The sequence below is a fragment of the Mycobacterium colombiense genome, assembly GCF_003284975.1.
In the GTDB taxonomy this organism is placed as follows: domain Bacteria; phylum Actinomycetota; class Actinomycetes; order Mycobacteriales; family Mycobacteriaceae; genus Mycobacterium; species Mycobacterium europaeum_A.
The window spans coordinates 1-3,498 of sequence record NZ_QMEU01000197.1 but is presented as its reverse complement, the minus strand read 5'-3'; the positions used below and the strand labels follow the sequence as shown (position 1 = coordinate 3,498).

The 3,498-nt window shown below is 66.6% G+C and carries 4 protein-coding genes; all 4 read left to right on the top strand.

Going from position 1 to position 3,498, the window contains the following annotated elements; all coding sequences use genetic code 11:
* Positions 1–307 precede the first annotated feature (307 nt).
* Positions 308–1,345, top strand: a complete 1,038-nt coding sequence (locus DQP58_RS26195; RefSeq protein WP_112710943.1) for a sulfate ABC transporter substrate-binding protein — start codon at positions 308–310, stop codon at positions 1,343–1,345.
* On the top strand, positions 1,342–2,244 hold the full coding sequence (cysT, locus tag DQP58_RS26190) for a sulfate ABC transporter permease subunit CysT (protein WP_112710942.1): 903 nt from the start codon (positions 1,342–1,344) through the stop codon (positions 2,242–2,244). The genes DQP58_RS26195 and cysT overlap by 4 nt, the downstream gene beginning before the upstream one ends.
* The gene (gene cysW / locus DQP58_RS26185) at positions 2,241–3,059 is read left to right on the top strand and encodes a sulfate ABC transporter permease subunit CysW (protein ID WP_112710941.1); all 819 of its coding nucleotides are present in this window, start codon (positions 2,241–2,243) and stop codon (positions 3,057–3,059) included. Before cysT ends, cysW begins: the two co-directional genes overlap by 4 nt.
* A 16-nt stretch (positions 3,060–3,075) precedes the next feature.
* Positions 3,076–3,498, top strand: a 423-nt coding sequence (locus tag DQP58_RS26180; RefSeq protein WP_114149375.1) for an ATP-binding cassette domain-containing protein, incomplete at its 3' end; no start/stop codon positions are given.

The following is a 3,498-nucleotide window of genomic DNA, read 5'->3' as shown; positions in this document are numbered from 1 at the left end:
CGCACCCGACCGGCACCGGGATCGCGCGGTGCTACCGCGGTCCTTGCCCGCCCGAAACCGCCCCTCGCATAGCGTTGGTGGCGTCCATGGTGACTTGCGCGGCCGCCGCGCGGCGGCGCCCCCGCGCTGTTACGCTTCGCGCCATGCACGTGACATCAGGTGTTTGCTCCCGGCCCGTGCACTGTTGTCGCCCCTGACCCTTGAGCCCGTGTAGCCGCTACGGGGGTGGTGCATCCTCTCGATGCCCTAGCGCCTCTCCGCAGCAACGGGATCCGACGAAGCGAAGTCCCGCACCGGAAGGCCATCCATGTTCGACCTCCCCGCCGGCTCACCCGGCTGGCGTCAGGGCGCCGTGTTGGCCCTGGTGGCCGGGGTGGTCGCCGCGTGTGGTGGTGGGGCCAGCGACGCCGTCGGGGGCGGCGGACTGACGAATGCCAACACCAAGATCACGCTGGTCGCCTATTCGGTCCCGGAGCCGGGATGGAGCAAGGTGATTCCGGCGTTCAACGCCTCGGCGGAGGGCAGGGCGGTCCAGGTGATCACCTCCTATGCGGCCTCGGCCGACCAGTCGCGTGGCGTCGTCGAGGGCAAGCCCGCCGACATCGTGAACTTCTCCGTCGAACCGGACATCACCCGACTGGTCAACGCGGGCAAGGTTTCTGCCGACTGGGACAAGGACGCCACCAAGGGGATTCCGTTCGGGTCGCTGGTCACCTTGGTGGTGCGCAAGGGCAATCCCAAGAACATCAAGGACTGGGACGACCTACTGCGCCCGGGCGTCGAGGTCGTCACGCCCAACCCGCTCAGTTCGGGCTCGGCCAAATGGAATCTGCTCGCCCCGTACGCGGCGAAGAGCGGCGGCGGTGCCGACAGCCGGGCGGGTACGGAGTTCATCGACAGGCTGGTACACGAGCACGTGAAACTGCGGCCCGGTTCGGGACGGATAGCAACCGACGTCTTCATCGAGGGCAGCGGTGACGTGCTGATCAGCTACGAGAACGAGGCCATCGCAGCCGAGCGGCAAGGCAAGTCCGTCGAACATGTCATTCCCGCACAGACTTTCAAGATCGAGAACCCCCTCGCGGTGGTGAGCACCAGCCCGCATCTGGATGCGGCCACGGCGTTCAAGAACTTTCAATACACCGCCGCGGCGCAGAAGCTGTGGGCCCAGGCCGGTTTCCGGCCGGTCGATCCGGCCGTGGCGGCGCGGTTTCGCAACGACTATCCCGTTCCGGTGAAGCTGTGGACGATCGACGACCTCGGTGGTTGGGCCGCGGCCGATTCGCAGTTGTTCGACAAGAACACCGGCAGTATCACCACGATCTACAAGCAGGCCACCGGATGACTCGATCGTTTTCCGCCGAAACCGCCTATCCGGAGGCGATCCGGCCCGAACTCGCCCAGCCGGGCAGTGCGCTCGGGCAGGCCCCGCCGCCGATACCCGTGACCGGCCGGGCCGGCGGTACGCCGCTGCGGGTCGGCGTGACGATGCTGTGGCTTTCGGTCATCGTGTTGCTGCCGCTGGCCGCCATCGCCTGGCAGGCGGGTGGGGGCGGATGGCAGGCTTTCTGGCTGGCGGTCACCTCCCACGCCGCGGTGGAGTCGTTCCGGGTGACGCTCACCATTTCCGTTGCGGTGACGGTGTTCAACGTCGTCTTCGGCCTGCTGACCGCATGGGTACTGGTACGCGACGACTTCGTCGGCAAGGGGCTGATCGACGCGGTGATCGACCTGCCGTTTGCGCTGCCGACCATCGTGACCAGCCTGGTGATGCTGGCCCTGTACGGAAAGAACAGTCCGGTCGGCATTCACCTGCAGCACACGCCGCCCGGAGTGGCGATGGCCCTGGCGTTCGTCACCCTGCCGCTGGTGGTGCGTGCGGTGCAGCCGGTGCTGCTCGAAATCGATCGGGACGTCGAGGAGGCGGCGGCATCGCTGGGCGCCGGCGGGGCGAAGGTTTTCACCTCCATCGTGCTGCCGTCGCTGACCCCGGCGCTGCTGACCGGCGCGGGCCTGGCATTCTCGCGGTGCATCGGTGAATTCGGTTCGGTGGTGACGATCGGCGGTGCGGTTCCGGGCAGCACCGAGGTGTCGTCACAGTGGATTCGCGCCCTGATCGAAAACGATGACCGCACCGGCGCGGCGGCGATTTCCATTGTGCTGCTTGTTATTTCATTCAGCATGCTGGTCCTCTTGCGGATCGTCGGGGGGCGCGCGGCCAAACGTGAGGAGAAGGCCGCATGACGTCGTCGCCCTGGGTGCGCTACCTCATCCGCTACGCGGTGGCGGCCTACATCACGGTGATGCTGATCGCGCCGGTATCGGTGATCCTGTGGCGGACCTTCCGGCCCGGCGTGGGGCAGTTCTTCGATTGGATCACCACTCCGGCGGCGATATCGGCGCTGGATCTGTCGCTGCTGGTGGTGGCCATCGTATTGCCGCTCAACGTGGTCTTCGGCGTCTTCACGTCATTGCTACTGGCGCGCAACCGATTTCGCGGTAAGGGTGTCCTGCAGGCGATCGTGGACCTGCCGTTCGCGGTCTCGCCCATCATCGTGGGCGTCGCGCTGATCGTGCTGTGGGGATCGGCGGGCGCGCTGGGCTTCGTCGAGAACAAGCTCGGGTTCAGGATCATCTTCGGCATCCCGGGCATCGTGCTGGCCAGCATCTTCGTCACTATGCCGTTCGTGGTGCGCGAGGTCCAACCCGTGCTGGTCGAGCTGGGCACCGAGCAGGAGCAGGCGGCGGCCACGCTGGGTTCGACGGCGTGGCAGACCTTTTGGCGGATCACGCTGCCGTCGATCCGGTGGGGTCTGACCTACGGCATCGTGTTGACCACTGCCCGCACCCTGGGCGAATTCGGTGCTGTCATCATGGTGTCGTCCAACCTGGCCGGTGAATCACAAACGCTCACCCTGCTGGTCAACGATCGCTACAACCGCGGGGCGGAATACGGCGCCTACGCGTTGTCCACCTTGCTGATGGGCGTTGCCGTTGCGTTCCTGATCGCCAAGACAATCCTGCTCGTGCGCCGGGCACGCGCCAAGGCCCTGGCCTGAGACCGAAAGGACCCGAATGTCCGAGAACTCCCTCGACCCGAGCGCCTATGCGATCACGGTGCGCGGCGCCTACAAGCGCTACGGCGACTTCGTCGCGCTGGACCACGTCAACTTCGTGGTGCCGACCGGGTCGCTGACCGCGTTGCTCGGACCGAGCGGCTCGGGCAAGTCGACCCTGCTGCGCACCATCGCCGGGCTCGACCAGCCGGACGCCGGGACTGTCATGATCGACGGCCGCGACGTGACCCGGGTGCCGCCGCAGCGCCGCGGCATCGGGTTCGTGTTTCAGCACTACGCGGCGTTCAAGCACCTGACCGTGCGCGACAACGTGGCCTACGGGCTCAAGATCCGCAAGCGGCCCAAGGCCGAGATCGCCGAAAAGGTCGATCACCTACTGGAAGTGGTGGGGCTGAGCGGGTTTCAGGCCCGCTATCCCAAT

Bases quoted from the DNA above. Each gene is read 5' to 3' on its own strand.
- DQP58_RS26195 (WP_112710943.1), top strand. From the start codon at position 308: ATGTTCGACCTCCCCGCCGGCTCACCCGGCTGGCGTCAGGGCGCCGTG.
- cysT (WP_112710942.1), top strand. From the start codon at position 1,342: ATGACTCGATCGTTTTCCGCCGAAACCGCCTATCCGGAGGCGATCCGG.
- cysW (WP_112710941.1), top strand. From the start codon at position 2,241: ATGACGTCGTCGCCCTGGGTGCGCTACCTCATCCGCTACGCGGTGGCG.